Origin of the sequence: Paeniglutamicibacter sulfureus (assembly GCF_030512175.1) — a bacterium.
Classification (GTDB): domain Bacteria; phylum Actinomycetota; class Actinomycetes; order Actinomycetales; family Micrococcaceae; genus Paeniglutamicibacter; species Paeniglutamicibacter sulfureus.
The window spans coordinates 423,832-445,611 of sequence record NZ_JAULBL010000001.1; the positions used below are offsets into that span (position 1 = coordinate 423,832).

Sequence of the window (21,780 nt, forward strand, 5' to 3'; positions counted from 1 at the left end):
GCTACAACCGCGAAAAATCAAGGATTCACTTCACATTGAGGTTTGCCAATTACTACCCGCAAGTAGGTGGCGGTGGTCCGCCCGGATTTATAACAGTTTGGAAACACGGCCGCGAATGGCGCTCCGCGCCATCCGGAGCGGCTTGTTTCAGGGGCAGACAGGGTTAAGTCAATGGAGGGGCGAACCTTCCGGTTCACCCCTCCACGTCGCATCTCCTACTGCCGAATTGTCAGCAATTCCTCACTCAACTACAGGCTCAAGGTGGACCCCGGGATCGAGCGGAGCAGGTTGCTGGTGTACTCGCTCCGGGGGTTGTTGAACACCTCGTCCGTGGTGGAGTGCTCCACGATCTTGCCGTACTGCATCACGCAAACATCGTCGGCGATCTGCCGCACCACGGCCAGGTCGTGGGTAATGAACAAGTAGGTGAGGTTCAGCTCCTCCTGCAGCTTGTTCAACAGGTTCAGGATCTGCGCCTGCACCAACACGTCCAGTGCCGAGACGGCCTCGTCGCAGATAATCACTTCCGGGTTCAACGCCAGGGCGCGCGCGATGGCAATGCGCTGTCGCTGCCCGCCGGAAAGCTCGTTGGGGAACCGGTGCATCGTGGACGAGGGCATCGATACGTGTTCCAGCAGTTCCTTGACCCGTTGCTGCCGGGACTTGGCGTCACCGATTCCGTGGATCCTCAGCGGCTCCTCAATGGTTCGATAGATGCTGTACATCGGATCCAGGGAACCATAGGGGTCCTGGAAGATCGGCTGCACCCGTCGACGGAACTTGAAGAGGTCGCGTTCGGACCGGTCAGTCATGTCCTGGCCGTCAAAGCTGATGGATCCGGAGGTGGGCTTCAACAGGCTCAGCACCATCTGGGCCACCGTGGACTTGCCCGAGCCGGACTCCCCCACGATCGCCGTGGTGGTGCCGCGCTTGACGGAGAAGGACACATTGTCCACAGCGGTGAAGTCCTCGCTGCGGCCCAGTCCCTTGCGGATCTTGAAGACCTTGGTCAGGTCCTTGATCTGCAGGACGTCGTCGTCTGTCATCTCATGCTCGGCCTTGACCACCGCATTGACTTCCTCGGCCACCTCCGCCGGCTGTGATTGCAGCCGCTTGGAGGCCAGCGACGGAGCCGCGGCAACGAGGCGCTGGGTGTAGGGGTGGACCGGGTTGCGCAGGATTTCCAGGGCCGGCCCTGATTCAACGACCTGCCCCTTGTACATCACCACGATCTTTTCGGCGCGCTCCGCCGCCAGACCCAGGTCGTGGGTGATCAGCAGCACGGCCGTGCCCAGCTCGCTGGTCATGGTGTCCAAATGGTCCAGGATCTGCTGCTGCACCGTCACGTCGAGGGCGCTGGTTGGTTCGTCGGCAATCAGCAGCCGCGGGCGGCAGGCCAGGCCGATGGCAATCAGTGCGCGCTGGCGCATGCCGCCGGAGAACTCGTGCGGGTACTGCCCGGCGCGCTTTGCCGCATCGGGCAGCCCTGCGTCCGAGAGTACCTGGGCGACGCGTTCCTTGGAGTTGTTTCCGGCCAGGCCGTTGGCCTTCAGGGTTTCCTGGACTTGGAAGCCGATCTTCCACACCGGGTTCAGGTTGGACATGGGGTCCTGGGGAACCATGCCGATCGAACTGCCGCGCAGCTCAATGATGCGCTTCTCGTTGGCGTGGGTGATGTCCTCGCCGTCAAAAATGATCTGGCCGCCGGTGACCTTGCCGTTGCCGGGCAGCAGGCCGATGGCCGACAGCGCGGTGGTGGACTTTCCGGAACCGGACTCCCCCACGATGGCCACGGTCTCGCCCGGCATCACCGTCAGGTGGGCCTTGCGCACGGCGTTGACCGGCCCCTCGGGGGTGGTGAATGTGATGGCCAGGTCCCTGATTTCAAGCAGCGGAAGGTCGTCCCGGACCGAGTCGAACATAGTGGGTTTCTTCAATAATTCGCTCATGGTGCTAGCCCTTACGTGACTTTGGATCGAGTGCGTCGCGCACGGCGTCACCGAGCATGATGAAGCTCAACACCGTGATGGACAGGGCCAGTGCCGGCCACATGAGGATCTCCGGGTTGTTGCGCACGGAGATCTGCGCGGAGGCGATGTCATTGCCCCAGCTCATGATGCTCGGCGGCAGCCCCAAGCCCAGGAACGACAGCGTCGCCTCGGCGACGATGTAGATGCCCAGCGAGATGGTCGAAACCACGATGACCGGTGCCAGGGAGTTAGGCACCACGTGCTTGACCAGGGTCTTGAACTTGGACAGGCCCAACGAGCGCGAGGCCATGACGTAGTCCGAGCTCTTGGCCTCAATGACAGCGCCGCGGGTGATGCGGGCCATTTGCGGCCAGCCGAAGATCGCTAAGGTGATGATGACGGTCCAGATGCTGCGGTTCTCCCTGAATGCCGGCAGCTGCATGATGATGATGGCGCCAAGGATCAGCGGCAAGGCAAAGAAGATGTCGGCCAGTCGGGCCAGTACCGCGTCGAGCCAGCCGCCATAGTAGCCGGCCAGGGCGCCGAGGATGCCGCCAAAGACGACCACCGCGATGGTGGTGAACAACCCAACCAGCACCGAGGCTTGGGCGCCGTACATGATGCGCGCATAGATGTCGCAGCCTTGGAACGTGAAGCCCAGCGGGTGCCCGGCCGAGGGCCCTTGGCGGGCAAAGGAGAGGCTGCAGGCTGTTGGACTGGTGCTGGTGAACAGCCCGGGAAAGGCAGCCACGGCAATCACCAGGAGGATGAGCAGAGCGGAAATGATGAACAGCGGCTGCGTGCGCAACGAGCGCCAGGCCTGGGCCCACATGCTCAACGGCTGCGCGGTTTCGTCCACCTTGTCCACGGACTGCAGCGGGGTTTCCTCCAGCGGTGCCACATAGTGCTCGATGTGGCGACTGGAGATCTTTCCGGCGCGGACGCGGGGAGCCTGCGTGGTCGGTTCGATGATTTCGGGAGTTGGATTCTCAGACAAGGCGGATCCTTGGGTCAAGCCACGCGTAGAGCAAATCAACGACGAGGTTAGCGATAACAAAAACAACTACGAGGACGCTGACGACTGCCACGACGGTTGGGGTTTCACCCTTGAGTACGGCCTGGTACACCAGATTGCCGATCCCCGGGACGTTGAAGATGCCTTCGGTGACGATGGCGCCGCCCATGAGGGTTCCGAGGTCGGCACCGAGGAAGGTGACCACCGGAATCAGCGAGTTGCGCAGAATGTGGACCATGATCACGCGGCGGCGGCTCAGGCCCTTCGCGGTTGCAGTGCGCACATAGTCTGCCTGCTTGTTCTCGATGATCGAGGTGCGGGTCAGTCGCAGCACGTAGGCCAGCGAAACCAGCCCGAGGACGGTAGCCGGCAGTATCAGGTCACCCCATGGAGCCGTGGAACCGACGGTCGGTTTGGCCCAGTCGAGCTTCACTCCGACGATAAACTGCAGCACGAAACCCAGGACGAAGGTGGGTACGGCGATGACGATCAGCGAGGCAACCAGCACCGTGGAGTCGAAGAGCTTGCCTTTTTTCAGGCCGGCGATGACGCCGAAGATGATGCCGAAGAAGGCCTCGATGGCCAGGGCCATCACGGCCAGGCGCGCGGTCACGGGCATGGCCCGGGCAATGACGTCCGCCACTGGCTGGCCGGAGAAGGTCTGGCCCAGGTCGAAGGTCACCAGGTTCTTGAGGTACAGGAAATACTGGACCCAGAACGGCTGGTCCAGGTTGTACTGGGCACGCAGCGCGGATTCAACCGCGGGGCTCATCGGCTTGCCGCCGGACAGTGCGGCGATGGGATCGCCGGGGGTGGCAAAGACCAAGAAATACACCAGCAGGGTGGCCCCGAAGAATACCGGGATCAACTGCAGGAATCTCTTGAATGTAAACATGATCATGGAACTGCCACCGTGGGTGTTGTGGGGGTGATCGAATCGATCAAGGGACTACTCCTTGTAAGGAAGTTCAGGTTGGCTGGCGGGGATGCTTTGCCGGTTGACGCAAGAAGGGGGACCCTAGGGCGGGTCCCCCTTTCTCACGTGGTGGATCAGCAGCGGGACGGGCTACTTGCCGACAATGGCGTTGTAGACCGGGACACCGTTCCATCCGAACTTCACATCGGAGACGCTTTCGCTCCAACCGCCCTGGACCGCCTGGTACCACAGCGGGATGACAGGCAGATCCTTGAGCAGGATCTCCTGGGACTCGTTGAAGATCTTGTTGCCTTCCTCGACGGAGGTGGCGGCAAGGCCCTCGGCCAGCTTCTGGTCGAATTCCTTGCTTGAGTAGTCGCCGTCGTTGGAACCGGCACCGGTGCCGTACAGCGGGCCAAGGAAGTTGTAGAGCGACGGGTAGTCAGCCTGCCAGCCGGCGCGCGAGGCGCCCTTGAGATCCTTGGAGACCACCAGTTCACGCATTTCCTTGAACGTCGGGATCGGGTTCAGCTCGGCCTTGATTCCCAGGGTGTTGGAAATCTGGTTGGCCATGGCCTCGATGTATTCCTTGTTGCCCGCACCATCGATGTTCGAGGTGATGGTGAAGGTTTTGTCGGCCGGCCACGGATCGATCTTCTCGGCCTCGGCCCACAGTTCCTTGGCCTTCTCGGCGTTGAACGTCAGCACTTCGTTGCCAGGGAGGGCATCGGAGTAGCCGTCGAGCACCGGGGAGGTGAAGTCCTTCGCGACCTGCTTGCCACCGAAGAAGATGTTGTCGATGATCTCCTGGCGGTTGATGGACATGGAGATGGCCTGGCGGCGAAGCTGGCCGGCCTCGCCCTTGAACTCTGGCAGGTAGCTGGCGATCGTCATGGTCGCGTTGCCCGCGTAGGCCTGGTTGACCCAGCGGTCACCGAGGTCGTCCTGGTAGTTCTGCAGGGCGCTCGGCGGGATCTGGTCGAGCACGTCCAGGTTGTTGGCCAACAGGTCCTGGTAAGCAGCATCAAAGGTGCTGTAGATCTTGAACGACACGCCGCCGTTGGCCGCGGTGCGTGGACCGGAGTAGTCGGCATTGGGAACCAGGTCGATCTGGACGTTGTGCTTCCAGCCGTCCTCGGCCAGCTTGTACGGGCCGTTGCCTGCGGGCTTTTCGCCGAAAGCCTTGGGATCCTCGAATGCGGCGGCCGGCAGCGGGTAGAAGGCGGTGTAGCCCAGGCGCAGCGGGAAGTCGGACTCGGCGCGCTTGAGTTCAACGGTGAAGGTGGTGTCGTCGACGACCTTCAGGCCCTCCATGGTCTCCGCGGTGGCACCCTCGGCACTGACCTCGTCATAGCCCTTGATGGACTCGAAGAAGTACGAGTTCAGCTGGGCATTCTTGGCGGCTGCACCGAAGTTCCAGGCATCCACGAAGGACTTGGCCGTAACGGCCTCGCCGTTGGTGAACTTCTGCCCGGACTTGATCTTGATGGTGTAGTTCATGGCGTCGGTGGTCTCGATGGACTCCGCCAACTCATTGACCGGCTTGCCGTCGATGTCGTAGCTGACCAACCCGGTGAAGAGCAGATCCATCACGCGTCCGCCGCCGACTTCATTGGTGTTGGCCGGCAGAAGACCGTTTTGCGGTTCGGTCGAGTTTGCCGTGATGACCTTCGCCGGGTCTCCGCCTGTGGTTTCGTCGGCTTCGTTTCCTCCGCCGCCGCCACCACAGGCGGTCAGGGTCAGGGCCAGGGCTGCGGAAAGCACAAGGGCCTTCGAGGTGCGGTTGTAACGCATTCTTTCTCCTCAACGAGTTTGTTGGTTGGCGTGGGTGCCTGTTTATGCACCGCCAAACCAGGGTGAGTCTCATCACTCACATGTGAGACTACTCATAAATCTCTGAAACAACTAATGAACGACTGCACTGAAACAGAATCTTAATGATTCTGCAACTTATGACTGGATGACATTTCACCTCATTCATTGTCGGGACCCTGACATCGACCAGCCCTTCCTACAACAAACCGATCAGCATCGACGGGTCTTCAAGGACCCGTCCGATTTCCGCCAGGAACCGAGCGCCTTGCTCCCCGTCGACCACGCGATGGTCGAATGACAGCGAGAGCACCATGATGTGTCGCAGGGCAATCTCGTCCCGGTGTTCCCACGGCATCTTGCGTATCTGGCCCATGGCGAGGATTCCTGCCTGGCCCGGCGGCAGGATCGGGGTGCCTCCATCCACGCCGAAGACACCCACATTGCTGATGCTGAAGGTTCCTCCACCGAGCTGGGCCGGGGTGATCCGTCCGTCCCGCGCCGCTGAAGTCAGTTCCCCGATTTCGCGTGCCAGTTCCGCAAGGTCCATGCCCTGGGCGCCGTGGACGACAGGAACCATCAGCCCGCGATCGGTCGCCGCGGCGATCCCGAGATTCACGTGGCCGAACTCGACAATTTCGTTGTTTTCCCCGTCCCAGTGCGAGTTCAGCGTGCGGTGCCGGGCCAGCGCGAGGACGACCACCTTGGCCACCAGGGTGGTCACCGTGATCTTCACGCCGGAAAGCCGCGGCGAGGTGCGCAACCGCTCCAGCAGCGCCATGGTCTCGGTGACATCCACGCTCAGGAATTCGGTCACGTGGGGGGCGGTGAAGGCGCTGGCCACCATGGCGGCGGCGGTGGCCTTGCGCACGCCCTTGATGGGGGTGCGTGTTTCGCCCCGGGTGCCGGCGGTTTCGCGCTGCGGTTCCGCCTCAACGCCGACGCCCTCGGAGGCACGCACGACATCGTCGCGCGTGATTAGCCCGTTGGTGCCGGTGCCCTTGAGCGAGCCCAGGTCAATGTTGTGGTCCCGGGCGTATTTGCGCACCGGCGGGGTGGCCCGCAGGTGGCCGATCCCCCGCGGCACCTCATCACCGGCATCAACCATCCGGAGCCCGGGATTCGGCGAGGCGGGTTTCGTCTCGGATGACCCGCCGGCACCCCGGCCGACGGAAGCCGGAGCTGTGTGCGCCGGTTCCTGCCGCGGTGCCTGGGCCTTGCGGGCCCGGCGCGTCGGATGCCCGCTGTTTTCGACGGCAGCGCCGTATCCCACCAGGGTCGGCTGCCGCTTGGCCGGCTCATCTCCCCCGTCCCGGGGTTCCCGCCCGGAAGTTCCGGAATGGTCGGGCACGTCGAAGGAAATGAGCGGGTTGCCGACCTCCACGACGGCGCCGACCTGCTCATAGACCTTTTTCACGACCCCGCTGAACGGAGAGGGAAGTTCCACGATCGCCTTGGCGGTCTCGACCTCGGCGATGACCTGGTTCAGTTCCACGGTGTCGCCCTCGGCAACGCGCCAGGAGAGGATCTCGGATTCGGTCAGGCCCTCACCGAGATCGGGCAGCTTGAAGAGTTTCTCCATGGTGGTGTTCATCCTTCCTCTCCCAGCAGGTCGCCGGTGCGTCGCATGGCCCTGTCGACCCCATCAAGGATCCGGTCAAGATCCGGAAGATGGTGGTGTTCCAGCTTCGAGGGCGGGTAGGGGATGTCGAATCCGGTGACCCGCACCGGGGCGTGGTCCAGGTGGTCGAAGCAGCGCTCGGTGAGGCTTGCGGCAAGCTCCGCGCCGATGCCGCCGAACTTGGAGGCCTCATGGGCGATGACCACCCTGCCGGTCTTGCGGACGGATGCGGAAAGCGTGGCGAAGTCCACCGGTTCGATGCTGCGCAGGTCGATGACCTCGATGTCGATTCCCTCGTCTTGTGCCGCTGCAGCGGCATCCATGGCGGTTTTCACCAGCGGACCATAGGCAATCAGCGTCAGGTCCGCGCCCTCGCGCACCACCTGCGCGTTGTAGAGCGATCCGGACTCCGGGACCAGGTCCGTGTCAACCTCCCCCCGCACGTGGTAACGCCGCTTGGGCTCGAGGAAGATCACCGGATCGTCGTCGGCGATCGCCTGCTGGAGCATGGTGTAGGCGTCCTGCGGGTTCGACGGCGAGACCACCCTCAGACCGGCGGTGTGGGCGAAGTAGGCCTCGGGCGATTCGGAGTGGTGCTCCGGGGAGCCGATGCCGCCGCCGAAGGGGATGCGGATGGTCACCGGCAGCTTGACGTTGCCGCGGGAACGGAAATGCATCTTGGCCAGCTGGGAGACGATCTGGTCGAAGGCCGGGTAGACGAAGCCGTCGAATTGGATTTCCACCACCGGGCGGTAGCCGCGGAAGGCCAGGCCGATGGCGGTGCCGACGATGCCGGATTCGGCCAGCGGTGTGTCGATGACACGGTGCTGGCCGAAGTCTTTTTGCAGTCCGTCGGTGATGCGGAAGACGCCGCCGAGCTTGCCGATGTCCTCGCCCATGAGCACGACCTTGGAATCGTGTTCCATGGCCGAACGCAAGGAGGTGTTCAGGGCCTGTGAGAAGGTGAGGGTTTTCATTTGGTTCCCTGCCCTTGGACGGCAAAGCCGGCGAGGTAGTTGGAGTAGTTTTCGCGTTGTTCCTCCAGCCCCTGATGGGGATGGCTGTATACGTGGGCGAAGAGGTCGTCCACGGTGGGGTCCGGCATGGTGGTGATGGCCTCACGCAGGCCGGCGGCCAGCTCGTCGGCCGCGGACTCGGAGCGTTTCTTCAGCTCCCCCAGGTCCGCGCCCAGGCTGTCCAGGTGCGCGGCGACCCTGTCCAGGGGGTCCTTCGCAGCCCATTCCTCCAGCTCCAGCGCATCGCGGTAGCGCGTGGGATCGTCCGCCGTGGTGTGGGCGCCCATCCGGTAGGTGACCGCCTCGATGAATGCCGGGCCGCTGCCGGTGCGCACGTGGGCCAGGGCCGCGCGGGTGGCCGCCATGACCGCGAGAACGTCGTTGCCGTCGACCCGCCAGGTGGCCAGGCCGAAGCCTGCTGCCCGGTCGGCGATGTGCCCGGTGGTCTGCCTGGCGACGGGTTCGGAGATGGCCCAGTGGTTGTTCTGGCAGAAGAACACCAGCGGCGCCTGGTAGCTGGCGGCGAAGACCATGGCCTCGCTGACATCGCCCTGGCTGGTGGCCCCGTCCCCGAAGTACGTGATGGCCGCGGCGGCCGAGCCGTCGAACTTCAGTCCCATGGCATAGCCGGCGGCGTGCAGGGTCTGCGCCCCGATGACGATCTGTTGGTTGGCCATGTTGACCTCGTAGGGGTTCCACCCGCTGGGAGCCGCCCCGCGCCACATGCGCAGCAGGTCGTGCGGGTTCACTCCGCGGCAATAGGCGACCCCGTGTTCGCGGTAGGAAGGGAAGATGAAGTCGTCGTTTTCCAGCGCGCGGCCGGATCCGATCTGCGCGGCTTCCTGGCCCAGCAGCGGGGCCCAGAGCCCCAGCTCGCCCTGGCGTTGCAGGGCGGTCCCTTCGGCATCCAGGCGGCGGATGCAGGCCATGTCGATGTACAGCTTTTCCAGCGCGGGAACATCGATGTCACCGACCCATTCATCGAGCTCGGGGCATGGGTGGCGGGTGCCGTCGGGGGAAATCACCTGGAGGTAGGTATCGGGGCCCTCGGGGGTCTTCGGGTCAAACGTGGGGGACACGGTCGGCATCCTTTGCGTCGATGGCGAATCAGGATTGGCATTCCGGTGGGACGTGCCGTTCCTGCGGGTGCGGCCTCATCGCCGCCACCTATCTGTGATCCTACTCACGTTATGCAGGGCGCACAATCCTTGGACGACCCATTGCGCAGCTTGCACTATTCGCAGAGGTCACGCGGTGCTAATCTTGCGCATTATGCAGCAACTTGATGCCACCGACCTGCGGATCCTTTCGGCCCTGTGCCACCGACCCAAGGCCAGCGCCGTGGCGCTGGCCAGCGAACTGGGACTCAGCCGCAACACCGTCCAGGCCCGCTTGGTGCGACTGGAATCCAACGGCGCGCTGCTGCCCTTCGAACAGCGCGTGAACCCGGCTGCCCTTGGTTTCCCGCTGGTCAGTTTCGTGCACATCCACGTGCGCCAGCGCTTGCTGGGCAACATCGTGGAACGGCTGCGCGCGATCCCGGAAATTATCGAGGCGCACGGGGTGACCGGATCCGCCGACATCCTGGCGCGCGTGGTGGCGGATAGCGCGGAGGAGCTCTTCCGCGTCAACGGCCAGATCCTGGCCATCGAGGGAGTGGAACGTGCCGACACCTCGCTGTCGATGGCCGAGTTGATTCCGCACCGCACCACCGCCCTGATTCAGATGCGCCTGGCCTCCGGCCCTGGGACCAAGTCCGCGGGGAACGGCCCGGACGCCGACGACTGATCGGCGACTTCCCAAACCAGTACATACGTCCACCCCGGTGGCGCGTGATAGTTGCCAGCGATCTTCGGAGCACGACAAAGGCGGCGCCGTCTCCCTATGGGGGAAGGAAACGACGCCGCCCATGTGCCTCGGTGGAGCCGGGCCGCAGCCCGCCCGCACCGCGGATCTTGCCCGGCTGCTAGTGGTCGACGGCCTTTTCGGCACCGACACCGGTCAGCGAGCGTACTTCCATTTCCGCAGACTTGACGACGTCCTCGGAATTCTTATCCAGCACCGAGCCCAACCAACCTAGGAAGAAGGCCAGCGGGATCGAGACGATGCCGGGGTTGGCCAGCGGGAAGATCGCGAAGTCGGCGCCCGGGATCATGGACGTCGGCAGACCCGACATCACCGGGGAGAAGACGATCAGCAGGATCGCGGAGCCGAGGCCGCCAACCATGGACCAGACTGCGCCCTGGGTGGTGAACTTCTTCCAGAACAGCGAGTACAGGATGGTGGGCAGGTTGGCCGAGGCCGCCACCGCGAAGGCCAGGGCCACCAGGAAGGCGACGTTCTGCCCCTGGGCGCCGATGCCGCCGAGGATCGCGAAGACACCGATGACGATGACGGTGCGGCGTGCCACCTTCATTTCCTTCTCCGGGGTGCTCTTGCCCTTGGCGATGACCGAGGCGTAGACGTCGTGGGCGAAGGATGCCGCCGCGGTGATGGTCAGGCCCGCAACCACCGCAAGGATGGTGGCGAAGGCGACCGCGGAGATCAGGCCCAGCAGCAGCGGGCCGCCGAGTTCGAAGGCCAGCAGCGGGGCCGCGGAGTTCACGCCGCCCGGGGCGGCCTTGATCTTGTCGGCACCGATCATGGCGCCGGCACCGTAGCCCAGCACCAGGGTGAAGAGGTAGAAGCCGCCGATGAGCCAGATGGCCCAGACCACCGACTTGCGGGCCTCCTTGGCGGTGGGAACCGTGTAGAAGCGCATGAGTACGTGCGGCAGGCCGGCGGTGCCGAGCACCAGGGCCAGGGCCAGGGAGATGAAGTCCAGCTTGGAGGTCTCCGACTTGCCGTATTGCAGGCCCGGGTTCAGGATCTCCGGGGTTCCGGCGCTTTCCACCGCCGCCCCCAGCAGGGCTGAGAAGTTGAAGCCATAGTTGGCCAGGACCATGATGGTCATGATAAACGCGCCGGCAATCAGCAGGCAGGCCTTGATGATCTGCACCCAGGTGGTGCCCTTCATGCCGCCGATCAGCACGTACACGATCATCAGCGCGCCGACGACGACGATGACCAGTGACTGGCCCATCTTGTCATCGATGCCCAGCAGCAGGGAGACCAGCGCGCCGGCGCCGGCCATCTGGGCCAGCAGGTAGAACACGCAGACCGCGAGGGTGGAGATGGCCGCGGCGATGCGCACCGGGCGCTGCTTGAGGCGGAAGGAGAGCACGTCCGCCATGGTGAACTTGCCGGTGTTGCGCAGCAGCTCTGCGACCAGCAGCAGGGCCACCAGCCAGGCGACCAGGAATCCGATGGAGTAGAGGAAGCCGTCATAGCCGTTGATGGCAATGGCCCCCACGATGCCCAGGAACGATGCGGCCGAGAGGTAGTCCCCGGCGATCGCGGTGCCGTTCTGCGTCCCGGTGAAGGAACGCCCGCCGGCGTAGTAGTCGGCGGCGGTCTTGTTGTTGCTCGAGGCCTTGAGCACCACGATCAGGGTGATGCCCACGAAGATGCCGAAGATCCCGATGTTGACCCACGGGTTGCCGACCTTGGTCGATTCGGCGGCCGCGGCGAGGACCGATGAAGTAAGGACGTTCATGGCCTACTCCCCTTCCTGTGCTTCGAGGCGCTTGCGGATCGCGGTTGCCTTCGGATCAAGCTTCTTGTTGCTGTAGGAGACGTAGGCGGCGGTGATGCCGAAGGTGGAAACAAATTGCAGCAGGCCCAGCAGCAGGCCCACGTTGAAGTTGCCCCATACCTTGATGGACATGAATTCGTGCGCATAGTCGGCCAATAGGACGTAGGCGAAGTACCACAGCAGGAAAATGACTGCCATGGGGAAAACAAAGCTGCGGTGCGTCTTGCGCAGCTCGCGGAACTCTTCCGAGTCCTGCTCTTTCTCAAAATCAATGCCGGTTCCAAGGTCCGACTCTTCGGTGGTGCTCATGACTCCTCCTTCACAAGGGGCTCAAGGCGCCAGGAGCGGTACCTTGCCCGAGCCGTCCGATCAGGCCGGCCTTGTGGGGTACGCCACCTGGCAGGGTGACTAAGATCACCCTGCGCCATGGACCCTCCACGCGGGAAGGGGGCCGGGTGCGGCATCCGGCAAACGGTCCCCCGGATGCGCCAAGCGGCACCTGACGACGACGAACGGCATGCCCGTCCGGGCGCCGCGTAGGCTTGGGAACATGCTCTCCACCGCGCTGCAGATGACCCTGATTGTCGCCACCGTCGTGGTCGGCGGCACCCTGGTGGGCTATCTGGCGTTCAAGATCGCGCGCTCCAGCCGGGACCTGGGGACCGACGCCGAGAAGGCGACCTTTGAGACCCTTCACCGGGTCTCGGTGGCGGCCCCGCACCTGGCCCAGGGCCTCACCCCGGAAGGTGCCGCCACGGCAGGGAAGCACCTGCGCGCGCTGCTGGCTGCCCAGGGATTGGTCATCACCGACACCTCGGCGGTGCTCGCGGTGGACGGCACGATCCCGGACACCGGGGACCGGGGCACCGCCGCGGCGCTGGAACTTGCGGCCGCTGCGCTCTCCGCCACCCGCACCCAGGTCAAGCGCTCGGATACCGGGGACATGGTCTGCGCCCCGATCATGGTCGGGGACGTCCCGGTGGGCACCGTCTGCGCGTACATCCCGCGCGCCGGTGCCGGGTTCGTGCGCGCGGTGGCCGAGGTCGCCGCCTGGGTCGCGGCGCAGGTGGGGCTGGCCGAGCTCGATGCCTCCCGTGCATTGCTCATGGAGGCGGAGGTCCGCGCGCTGCGCGCCCAGATCAGCCCGCACTTCATCTACAACTCGCTGAACGCGATCGCCTCGTTCATCATCACCGACCCGGCCCGGGCACGCGAACTGGTGGTGGAGTTCGCCGACTTCACCCGCTATTCCTTCCGCCGCCACGGGGACTTCACCACGCTCGCCGAGGAACTCACCGCCATCGACAGGTACCTGCTGCTGGAAAAGGCGCGCTTCGGCGACCGCATCAAGGTCTCCCTGGCCATAGCCCCCGAGGTGCTGACCACCGCCATCCCGTTCCTGAGCCTGCAGCCGCTGGTGGAAAACGCCGTGCGCCACGGCCTGGAATCCAAGCCCGGCGGCGGACTGATCACCATCAGCGCCTCGGATTCGGGCGAATACGCGTTGATCACCGTGGAGGACGACGGGGTGGGCATCGACCCGGTGGCCCTGGCGGCGGTGCTGGCGGGGACCACCGAGTCCATCCATGTGGGCCTGCGCAATGTCGATGTGCGACTGCGTCAGGTCTACGGGGACGCCCACGGGCTGGTCATCGACACCGCCCCGGGTGCCGGCACGCTGATCACCATGCGCATCCCCAAGTTCCGCCCCGGGGTCGAGCCCACCGCGCCGGGCATCGCCGCCCGATAGCGCGCCGGGTCCGCCTTCCCCCGCGGGGTGCGGGTAAAATGACGTGCATGATTAACGTGGTCGTTGCCGACGATGAACTGCCTGCCGTTGCGGAACTGGCGTATTTGTTGTCGCTCGATTCACGGGTGGGCACCATCCACCGGGCCAATTCCGGGGCCGAGGCCTTGAAGGCCCTGGAGGAGTTCGAGGTCGACGCCCTCTTCCTGGACATCCACATGCCGGCGCTCTCCGGGCTGGACATCGCCCGGGTCATCTCCCGCTTCACCCGTCCCCCGGCCGTGGTCTTCGTGACCGCCGACGAGGACCAGGCGCTGGAGGCCTTCGAGCTGGCCGCGGTGGACTACGTGCTCAAGCCGGTGCGCCCCGAGCGCCTGGCCGAGTCGGTCCGCCGCATCTGCGAGCTGGCCGAGGAGGACACCGTGAAGCCGGACATGGTCACGGTGGAAAAGGGCGGCATCACCAAGATGATCCGCCGCGACGAGATCCTCTACGTGCAGGCGCAGGGCGACTACGCGCGGCTGCACACCAAGGATGCCAGCTACCTGATCCGGGTCCCGCTCAACGACCTGGAGCAGCAGTGGGGGGCGGCAGGCTACGTGCGCATCCACCGCTCCTACCTGGTGTCCATGGACAAGATCGACACCGTCAAGCTGGCCACCGGCAAGGCCGTGGTTCTCATCGGCGGCACCGAGCTCCCGGTCTCGCGCCGCGCCCTGCCCTACCTGCGCGAGAAGCTGGCCGCGAATCGAGTCCGGCCGCTGTGAGCGAATCCGGCGCCGCCGCCGAGCCGCCGCGCGAATCCCCCGGTCCGCACCCGGTCCAGGCTCCCGATGACGGGCTCCCGGCACCCACCGGAGCCCGGGTGCGGGTCAGCGCACCCGCCGGCACCATGCTGAACATCGTCCGCCGATCCGCCCCGGATGCCGCCGACACCTTCTACGTCCACTCGCTGATCCGCTCGCAGCTGCGCCTGGCGGCCTCGGTGGCCCTGGGCTTCCTGTTGGTGCTGGTGGGCCTCGCCGTCATGGTGTTCACCTGGCCGCAGATCAACGACATCCGCCTGGCGACCATCCCCTTGCCGTGGTGGTTGCTGGGCGTGGGCGTCTACCCGCTGATCTTGCTCTGTGCCTTCCTCTTCAACCGGGCGGCGGCGCGCAACGAGGCCAAGTACCGGAGCATCGCCAAATGATCAATCCGGCCGTTGCCCTGCTCTCGGTGTTGCTGGTTTCCCTGGCGACGGTGCTCATTGCCGTCAACGGGCTGCGGCTCTCGCGCACCACCGGGGACTTCTACGTGGCATCGCGCACCGTCAAGCCCTGGTGGAACGCCAGCGCCATCGGCGGGGAATACCTTTCGGCCGCATCGTTCCTGGGCATTGCCGGGCTCATCGTGGTCTCCGGGCAGGACGGGTTGTGGTTCCCCATCGGGTACACCGCCGGCTACCTCATGCTGCTGCTCTTTGTGGCGGCGCCGCTGCGCCGCTCCCGTGCGTACACCATCCCCGACTTTGCGCAGATCCGGCTGGGCTCGATGAGGCTGCGCAGGCTCACCAGCTTCTTGGTGGTGGTCATCTGTTGGCTGTACATCGTCCCGCAACTGCATGGAGCCTCGCTGACGCTGGGCATCAGCACCGGGCTTCCCGGTTGGATGGGTTCGGTACTGGTCATGGGGATCGTGTGCCTCACCGTGCTGGCCGGCGGCATGCGCTCGATCACCTTCGTCCAGGCGTTTCAGTACTGGCTCAAGCTCGCGGCCCTGGCGATCCCCGCCGTCTTCCTGCTGCTGCATCTGGGCCTGGCCGGGGAATCGGCGACCCTGGGCGGTGCCGTCTTCGATCACGCCAGCGACCCGGCGGCGAACCAGGGCCTGTACTACAACATCTCGCTGCTGGTGGCGCTGCTCTTTGGCACGCTGGGACTGCCCCACGTGCTGGTGCGCTTCTACACCAACCCGGATGGTCCCTCGGCCCGAAAGACCACCGCGATCGTGCTGGGATTGCTGGCGTTGTTCTACATCTTCCCCACGGTGCTGGGCATCCTGGGCAGGGCCTTCACCCCGGAACTTGCCACCAGCGGGAACGCCGATGCCACGGTGTTGCTGCTGCCGGGGCGCATCGTGGGCGGAACCGCCGGGGATGCGCTGACGGCGATCATCATCGGCGGTGCCTTCGCCGCGTTCCTCTCCACCTCCTCGGGCCTGGTGGTCTCCCTGGCCGGGACCATCTCGCAGGACCTGTTCCGCGGCACGGTGCGCGGATTCAGGATCTCCACGCTCATCGCCACCGCCGTCCCGCTGCTGCTGGCCATGGGCACCTCCAGCCTGGCGCTGGCCGGGGCCATCGGCTCGGTCTTTGCCTTCACCGCGGCAACCATCTGCCCGCTGCTGTTGCTGGGGATCTGGTGGCGCGGACTGACCGTTGCCGGGGCGATTTCCGGCATGGTGACCGGCGCCGTGTGCTGCGGCACGTCCCTGGTGCTGGCGGCAGCGGTGCCCAACGAGCCGCAGTCCTTCCATGCCCTGCTGGCGCAGCCGGCCGCCTGGTGCGTGCCGCTGGCATTCCTCGTGATGATCTTCGTGTCCCTGGCAACCAGGCGCCGTCCGCCCGGACGCATCGACGAGGTCATGGCCCGACTGCATGTTCCCGAGGCGCAGGCCGGAACGCTGCCCTGACGACCGGGACCGTCACGGCCCCTGATGCGGGCATAAAGAATGCGGTTGGCCTGGTGACTGCCACCAGGCCAACCGCATTGAAGACTTCGACGGAGCCGAAAGGCTAGTCGATCGAGGCCATGAGCTCCACGACGCGATCCAGGAACGCGTCGACCTGCGACTCCTCGTAGCCGTGCTCGCCCTCGGCGCGGCGGAACTCCGCCCGTCGCACGGCGTCGACGCTCATCGGGACGTCCTTCTCGAAGTAGTCAATGAGCTGGGAGCAGAGCTTGTCCACGTCCTGGACGTTGTAGCTCGACGCGCTGGAGCGCGAAGGCCTGCGGAAGCGCTCGCCCGGGGACCGGTGCAGGCGTCCACGCAGGATCGCCGAGAGCCGGCCGACCTGCTGCAGCCAGGCGTCCTCGCCATCGGCGTGGATCAGTGCATCGCGTTCCCGCTGGGCAAAGACATCCTCGAGCCTGTCCAGCGCACCGTCGACCTCGCGGGCGCTGTAGCCGCCGCGCTGGGCAGGGAAAACCGTGCGGCGGACCATGTGGCTGGTGACAATCGAATCATCGTCGCCGTCGCCATTGAACGTGGCTCGGGCGCGGGCGAGGAACACATCCACCTGTTTGGTGTTGTAGCCGAATTCCTTTTCCCCCACGCGCTCAAAGGGGCTGGGTGCCGGCTGTGCCTTGTCCTGACTCACAATTCTTTCCTTGGTGTTGGTATTGCGTACCGGAAGACCGGCACCTTGTTGCTGCGGGTGGTGCGATTGCCCGGGTTCAACCGGGGCGCGGCGGCACCAACCCGCATGTCCATCTTAGGGATGCTTTGGCACCCGCGGCCTACAGCGCGCCGGGCATCAGCAAAATGGTGAGGATATACGTCACCGGGATGGCGAAGAGCACCGAATCGAGCCGGTCCATGACCCCGCCGTGGCCCGGCAGGATGTTGCTCATGTCCTTGATGCCCAGTTCCCGCTTGACCATCGACTCGGCCAGGTCCCCGGCCGTTGCGGCGACAACCGTCGCAACCGCCAGGGGGATGCCCACCCACCAAGGGGCATCCAGCAGGAACACCGCCGCAGCGATGCCCACCACCGTGGCCCCGGCAACCGACCCGGCAAAGCCCTCCCAGGACTTTTTGGGGCTGATCTTCGGAGCCATCGGGCGCTTTCCGAACAGCACGCCCACCAGATACCCGAACGTATCGTTGGAGACCACCAGCAACAACATCGTTGTCACCAGCAAGTGCCCGTCCGGTTCGTTCAACAGCAGCACGGCAAAGCTCAGCAGTAGCGGCACCCACGTCAAGACGAAGATGCTTGCAACGATCGAGGGCACGGATTTGGCCGGCCCCTCGATGATGCGCCACAGGAAAACCAGTAGGGCGCTGGCGGTAAACGCCATGCCCAAGGCCTCGAGACCGCCGTAGTAGGCGGAGAACGGCAGGGCCACCCCGGCCACGGCCAGGGGAACCAGCGGGGTGTCGATTCCCCCGCCGATCAGTGCCCGTGAAACTTCCCAGCTGCCCACGACTCCGAAGATCGCCACCGTGGCGACGAACGCCAGCGGCAACCAAAACAGTCCGGTCAGCACCACGGCCAACAGCACCAGCCCCACGACGATTGCCGCGGGGAGGTCGCGTCCTGCCCGCGAGGGCTGGGTGCGCGTCGACTTGCGGCTTCGCCGGGTCATGGCATCAAGCCCTCCGGCATCCGGCGTCGGCTCCGGAAGGGAACCTGCGGCTCCTTCGCTCGGCTCGGTGGGATTGGCCATTAGACTTCCAGCAGCTCGGCTTCCTTGCGCTTGAGCAAGTCGTCGATGCTTTCGGCGTGCGACTTGGTCAGTGCGTCAAGTTCCTTTTCGGCGCGGGCGCCTTCGTCCTCGCCGACTTCGCCGTCCTTGACCAGCTTGTCAATGCCGTCCTTGGCCTTCCGGCGCAGGTTGCGCAGGGCCACCTTGGCGTCTTCGCCCTTGCCGCGAACGACCTTGACGTATTCCTTGCGGCGTTCCTGGGTCAACACCGGCATGATCACGCGGATGGTCTTGCCGTCGTTGGACGGGTTCGCGCCAACCTCGGAGTCGCCGAGCGCCTTTTCGATTTCACGCAGGGCGGTCACGTCGTAGGGGCTGATCAGGATGGTGCGGGCATCCGGGGTGGCGAAGGATGCCAGCTGCTGCAGCGGGGTCGGGGAACCGTAGTAGTCCACCATGACCTTGGCGTACATTCCCGGGTGCGCACGGCCGGTGCGGATCGCGGAGAAGTCTTCCTTCGCGTTCTCGATGGTGCTGTCCATCTTGTCGGATACCTCGAAGAGGATTTCCTCAATCACGGTCTACTCCTTTGAATCGGCTCCCAATCGATGGGTGGCCGGGTAATTTTGGGCTTGTGAACAATCCTATGCCACGGGAGGGCATGGCGCGGGGCACCTAGATGGTGACGCGGGTGCCGATCTTTTCGCCGAGGATGGCGCGGGTGACGTTTCCGTCGCCTTCCATGCCGAAGACCATCATCTCCAGCTTGTTGTCCTTGCACATGGTCATGGCGGTCTGGTCCATGACGCGGATGTCCTTGATGAGGGCCTCTTCGTAGGTGAGGTGCTCAAGCTTGGTGGCGGTCGGGTCCTTCTTCGGGTCCGCGGTGTACACGCCGTCGACACCGCTCTTGGCCATCAAGACCACGTCGGCGTCGACCTCGAGGGCGCGCTGGGCTGCCACGGTATCGGTGGAGAAGTACGGCAGGCCTGCCCCGGCGCCGAAGATCACGACGCGGTCCTTTTCCATATGGCGGATGGCGCGGCGCGGAATATAGGTCTCGGCGACCTGGGCCATGGAGATCGCGGACTGGACGCGGGTGTCAACGCCGGCCTGTTCCAGGAAATCCTGCAGGGCCAGGCAGTTCATGACGGTGCCGAGCATGCCCATGTAGTCGGCGCGCGAGCGGTCCATGCCCGAGGCCGAAAGTTCGGCGCCGCGGAAGAAGTTGCCGCCGCCAACCACGATGGCGACCTCCACCTTGCCCACGGTGGCGGCGATCTGCTCTGCAATGCCACGCACGGTGACCGGGTCGACGCCCAGCTTGCCGCCGCCGAAGACCTCGCCGGAAAGCTTCAGCAAGACCCTGCGGCGACGCGGGGCCTGGGTGTGTTCATGCGATTCGGGGGTTGCGTCCATGGGTGTCATTCCTCCTGCGTGCGGGTCGGTGCGGGCCCACGTTGTAGCTGTTGGGGGTGTGGCCGGCTCTCGGTCCTCGATGGCCCGGGAGCTGGCAGGAAAAAGGGGCGGCCACGTTGAAGTGGCCACCCCCTCTACCTTGGTGTGAAGCAAATGGTTACCGGTGCCGGGGCGCCGAGAACCAATTTACCTGCTGTTGAAGCTAATTAGGCTCCGACGCGGAAACGTGCGAAGGCGGTGGCGTTGACGCCGGCTTCTTCCAGCACCTTGCCCACGGTCTTCTTGGCGTCCTTGGCGAATGCCTGGTCGACCAGCACCTGCTCCTTGAAGAAGCCGGTCAGGCGGCCTTCAACGATCTTGGTCATGGCGGCTTCCGGCTTGCCCTCGGCGACAGCGGTCTCCTGGGCAATGCGGCGCTCGGACTCGACGATCTCGGCGTCGATGTCATCGCGGGAAAGCACGGTCGGTGCCATTGCAGCGGTGTGCACTGCAACGTCGTGTGCAACGGTGGCTGCGGCTTCGCCGGCGCCGTCCACTGCAACGAGAACGCCAACCTGGGCCGGGAGGTCCTTGGAGGTCTTGTGCAGGTAGGCATCAACCGATGCACCCTCGATACGGGACAGGCGGCGAACGATGACCTTCTCGCCCAAGACTGCGCCCTCTTCGGTGACGACGTCGGCAAGGGTCTTGCCCTCGACGTCGACTGCCAGCAAGGTCTCCAGGTCGGCTGCGCCGGAGGACACGGCAATGTCCAGGACCTTGGCGGCCAGGGCGATGAACTTGTCGTTCTTGGCGACGAAGTCGGTCTCGCAGGAAAGCTCGATCATGACGCCGACGGTGCCCTCGACAACCTTGGCGGCAACGAGGCCTTCCGAGGTCGAGCGGCCTTCGCGCTTGGTCGCGCCCTTCAGGCCCTTGATGCGGATGAGCTCCATGGCCTTCTCGGCGTCGCCGTTGGCCTCGTCGAGCGCCTTCTTGACGTCCATCATGCCAGCGCCGGTGCGCTCGCGCAGTGCCTTAATGTCAGCAGCGGTGTAGTTTGCCACGTGCAACCCCATTCATAAGTGGTTTTGAGCTTTTTCGCCGAAGGACGGGCCGAATGTGGCCCGTCCCGCGGTTTGTCTCCGGTTGTCGGCGCTCCCCCGCAAAAGGGGAGCGCCGACAACAAGCGACCTTGGTTTTGTGACTACTCGGCCGAAGCGGCCGGTGCTTCCTCGGCTGCCGGAGCAGCTTCAGCGGCGGGTGCTTCCTCGGCTGCCGGAGCAGCTTCGGCGGCGGGTGCTTCAGCAGCGGGTGCCTCGGCCTTGCCGGCCTCGAGCAGTTCGCGCTCCCACTCGGCCAACGGCTCGGCCGGAGCTTCGGTGTTGCCTGCAGCCTTGTTGTTGCGGGCGATCAGGCCAGCGGCAACGGCGTCGGCAACGACGCGGGTGAGCAGGTTGACGGAGCGGATGGCGTCGTCGTTGCCCGGGATCGGGTACTGGACTTCGTCCGGGTCGCAGTTGGTGTCGAGGATGGCAACAACCGGGATGCCCAGCTTGCGTGCCTCATCGATGGCCAGGTGCTCCTTCTTGGTGTCGACAACCCAGAGGACCGAAGGGGTCTTCGTCAGGTTGCGGATACCGCCAAGGTTGGTCTGAAGCTTGGTCAGCTCGCGCTTGAGCAGCAGCAGCTCCTTCTTGGTGTGGCCCGAACCGGCAACATCCTCGAAGTTGATTTCTTCCAGTTCCTTCATGCGCGAGATGCGCTTGGAAACGGTCTGGAAGTTGGTGAGCATGCCACCGAGCCAGCGCTGGTTGACGAAAGGCTGGCCAACGCGGGTAGCCTGCTCCGAAATTGCTTCCTGAGCCTGCTTCTTGGTGCCAACGAACAGAACGGTGCCGCCGTGGGCAACGGTCTGCTTGACGAACTCGTAGGCGCGGTCGATGTACGACAGCGACTGCTGCAAGTCAATGATGTAGATGCCGTTGCGCTCCGTGAAGATGAAACGCTTCATCTTCGGGTTCCAACGACGGGTCTGGTGTCCAAAGTGAACGCCGCTGTCGAGCAGCTGGCGCATGGTTACGACTGGCATGTCGCAACTCCTTCCGGCAGTAGCTGGCCGGCCCATCACTGGGCCGCGGTAACTGCCATTGTTATCGGTTGATGGTGCGCATCCGGTATTGGACGCGACCCCTGGCATGAGCAGAACGGCAAACCGTTCCTGGCCTGACCCCTCCCG

The 21,780-nt window shown here is 64.8% G+C and carries 20 protein-coding genes; 5 read left to right on the forward strand and 15 right to left on the reverse strand.

Annotation, left to right across the window (positions count from 1 at the left end; genetic code table 11):
* Positions 1-248 precede the first annotated feature (248 nt).
* The 7 genes from Q2T94_RS01870 to pdhA all read right to left on the reverse strand — a co-directional run bounded on the left by Q2T94_RS01870 (position 249) and on the right by pdhA (position 9,438).
* Positions 249-1,949, reverse strand: coding sequence for a dipeptide ABC transporter ATP-binding protein (locus Q2T94_RS01870; protein ID WP_302262682.1), 1,701 nt, complete (start codon positions 1,947-1,949; stop codon positions 249-251).
* 4 nt (positions 1,950-1,953) lie between these two features.
* A complete protein-coding gene (locus Q2T94_RS01875) occupies positions 1,954-2,940 on the reverse strand; it encodes an ABC transporter permease (protein WP_264268593.1) in 987 nt (328 codons plus the stop codon).
* A gap of 19 nt (positions 2,941-2,959) precedes the next feature.
* Entirely contained in the window at positions 2,960-3,886 is a 927-nt protein-coding gene (locus Q2T94_RS01880) for an ABC transporter permease (protein WP_264268097.1), read from the reverse strand.
* A gap of 165 nt (positions 3,887-4,051) precedes the next feature.
* Positions 4,052-5,695 (reverse strand): peptide ABC transporter substrate-binding protein, encoded by a 1,644-nt coding sequence (locus tag Q2T94_RS01885; protein WP_264268098.1) that lies wholly within the window; start codon positions 5,693-5,695, stop codon positions 4,052-4,054.
* Between the two features lie 217 nt (positions 5,696-5,912).
* Positions 5,913-7,307, reverse strand: a complete 1,395-nt coding sequence (locus Q2T94_RS01890) for a dihydrolipoamide acetyltransferase family protein (protein WP_302262683.1) — start codon at positions 7,305-7,307, stop codon at positions 5,913-5,915.
* Positions 7,304-8,311, reverse strand: coding sequence for an alpha-ketoacid dehydrogenase subunit beta (locus Q2T94_RS01895; protein ID WP_264268100.1), 1,008 nt, complete (start codon positions 8,309-8,311; stop codon positions 7,304-7,306). Before Q2T94_RS01895 ends, Q2T94_RS01890 begins: the two co-directional genes overlap by 4 nt.
* The gene (pdhA, locus tag Q2T94_RS01900) at positions 8,308-9,438 is read right to left on the reverse strand and encodes a pyruvate dehydrogenase (acetyl-transferring) E1 component subunit alpha (RefSeq protein ID WP_302262684.1); all 1,131 of its coding nucleotides are present in this window, start codon (positions 9,436-9,438) and stop codon (positions 8,308-8,310) included. The genes Q2T94_RS01895 and pdhA overlap by 4 nt, the downstream gene beginning before the upstream one ends.
* A gap of 184 nt (positions 9,439-9,622) precedes the next feature.
* On the opposite strand from pdhA, the gene Q2T94_RS01905 reads away from it, so the two are divergent.
* Positions 9,623-10,138 carry an Lrp/AsnC family transcriptional regulator gene (locus Q2T94_RS01905; protein ID WP_264268102.1) on the forward strand — a complete coding sequence of 172 codons (516 nt, stop codon included), beginning with the start codon at positions 9,623-9,625 and terminating at the stop codon, positions 10,136-10,138.
* 178 nt (positions 10,139-10,316) lie between these two features.
* Here Q2T94_RS01905 and Q2T94_RS01910 read toward each other — a convergent pair whose 3' ends face one another.
* Positions 10,317-11,945 (reverse strand): monocarboxylic acid transporter, encoded by a 1,629-nt coding sequence (locus tag Q2T94_RS01910; RefSeq protein WP_264268103.1) that lies wholly within the window; start codon positions 11,943-11,945, stop codon positions 10,317-10,319.
* Between the two features lie 3 nt (positions 11,946-11,948).
* Positions 11,949-12,293, reverse strand: a complete 345-nt coding sequence (locus Q2T94_RS01915) for a DUF485 domain-containing protein (RefSeq protein ID WP_264268104.1) — start codon at positions 12,291-12,293, stop codon at positions 11,949-11,951.
* Positions 12,294-12,534: 241 nt separating this feature from the next.
* Here Q2T94_RS01915 and Q2T94_RS01920 point away from each other — a divergent pair, with 241 nt between their 5' ends.
* Genes Q2T94_RS01920 through Q2T94_RS01935 form a run of 4 tightly spaced genes read left to right on the forward strand, consistent with a single transcriptional unit; the run spans position 12,535 to position 16,404 of the window.
* The gene (locus Q2T94_RS01920; protein WP_302262686.1) at positions 12,535-13,734 is read left to right on the forward strand and encodes a sensor histidine kinase; all 1,200 of its coding nucleotides are present in this window, start codon (positions 12,535-12,537) and stop codon (positions 13,732-13,734) included.
* A 47-nt stretch (positions 13,735-13,781) separates the two neighbouring features.
* Positions 13,782-14,498, forward strand: coding sequence for a LytR/AlgR family response regulator transcription factor (locus Q2T94_RS01925; RefSeq protein WP_264268106.1), 717 nt, complete (start codon positions 13,782-13,784; stop codon positions 14,496-14,498).
* Complete coding sequence (locus tag Q2T94_RS01930) at positions 14,495-14,923, forward strand: hypothetical protein (protein ID WP_302262687.1); 429 nt, start codon at positions 14,495-14,497, stop codon at positions 14,921-14,923. The genes Q2T94_RS01925 and Q2T94_RS01930 overlap by 4 nt, the downstream gene beginning before the upstream one ends.
* Entirely contained in the window at positions 14,923-16,404 is a 1,482-nt protein-coding gene (locus Q2T94_RS01935) for a sodium/solute symporter (RefSeq protein WP_302263342.1), read from the forward strand. The genes Q2T94_RS01930 and Q2T94_RS01935 overlap by 1 nt, the downstream gene beginning before the upstream one ends.
* A gap of 103 nt (positions 16,405-16,507) precedes the next feature.
* On the opposite strand, the gene Q2T94_RS01940 is transcribed toward Q2T94_RS01935, so the two are convergent.
* The 6 genes from Q2T94_RS01940 to rpsB form a co-directional block, all read right to left on the reverse strand.
* Positions 16,508-17,092 (reverse strand): DivIVA domain-containing protein, encoded by a 585-nt coding sequence (locus Q2T94_RS01940; protein WP_264268108.1) that lies wholly within the window; start codon positions 17,090-17,092, stop codon positions 16,508-16,510.
* A 139-nt stretch (positions 17,093-17,231) separates the two neighbouring features.
* On the reverse strand, positions 17,232-18,164 hold the full coding sequence (locus Q2T94_RS01945; protein ID WP_436836807.1) for a phosphatidate cytidylyltransferase: 933 nt from the start codon (positions 18,162-18,164) through the stop codon (positions 17,232-17,234).
* Positions 18,164-18,721 (reverse strand): ribosome recycling factor, encoded by a 558-nt coding sequence (gene frr / locus Q2T94_RS01950; protein WP_264268109.1) that lies wholly within the window; start codon positions 18,719-18,721, stop codon positions 18,164-18,166. Before frr ends, Q2T94_RS01945 begins: the two co-directional genes overlap by 1 nt.
* 97 nt (positions 18,722-18,818) lie before the next feature.
* Complete coding sequence (pyrH, locus tag Q2T94_RS01955) at positions 18,819-19,562, reverse strand: UMP kinase (RefSeq protein WP_264268110.1); 744 nt, start codon at positions 19,560-19,562, stop codon at positions 18,819-18,821.
* Positions 19,563-19,768: 206 nt separating this feature from the next.
* On the reverse strand, positions 19,769-20,608 hold the full coding sequence (tsf, locus tag Q2T94_RS01960; RefSeq protein WP_264268111.1) for a translation elongation factor Ts: 840 nt from the start codon (positions 20,606-20,608) through the stop codon (positions 19,769-19,771).
* Between the two features lie 140 nt (positions 20,609-20,748).
* Positions 20,749-21,633, reverse strand: coding sequence for a 30S ribosomal protein S2 (gene rpsB / locus Q2T94_RS01965; RefSeq protein WP_264268112.1), 885 nt, complete (start codon positions 21,631-21,633; stop codon positions 20,749-20,751).
* Between the last annotated feature and the right edge of the window lie 147 nt (positions 21,634-21,780).